The 334-nt window shown below is 61.1% G+C and carries 1 protein-coding gene; it reads left to right on the forward strand.

Going from position 1 to position 334, the window contains the following annotated elements:
* Nucleotides 1-13: 13 nt before the first annotated feature.
* Complete coding sequence (locus MKK75_RS34810) at nucleotides 14-178, forward strand: DUF1993 family protein (protein ID WP_244047034.1); 165 nt, start codon at nucleotides 14-16, stop codon at nucleotides 176-178.
* Nucleotides 179-334 lie beyond the last annotated feature (156 nt).

The raw sequence follows: 334 nt of genomic DNA on the forward strand, positions 1-334 counted from the left end.
GCGGGACTGGGCCCTGCCCCAGTTCTACTTCCACGTCGTCAGTGCCTACGCGATCCTGCGGAGTAAGGGCGTCGCGATCGGCAAGGCCGACTACGTGCCGCACATGTTCGCGTATCTCCGGACCGGCACACCGGCCCGGCCTTCACTGAAACTAGTTTCGCCTGTTCAAACGGCATAAAAAACGGAGGCCGTTCTTTCCAATGGAGGGGAGGGGCGGCTCCTTCTGCGTTTGACGAGCAGAATTGAGCGCACGGGGGGATGCAAAAGCCCCTATCGTTGCGAGCTGGATCGCCAAGGCTTCAGGTGCCCGTGTCAGCTGATAATCGGGAACGGC

It is taken from the genome of Methylobacterium sp. J-030 (assembly GCF_022829545.1).
GTDB lineage: Bacteria > Pseudomonadota > Alphaproteobacteria > Rhizobiales > Beijerinckiaceae > Methylobacterium.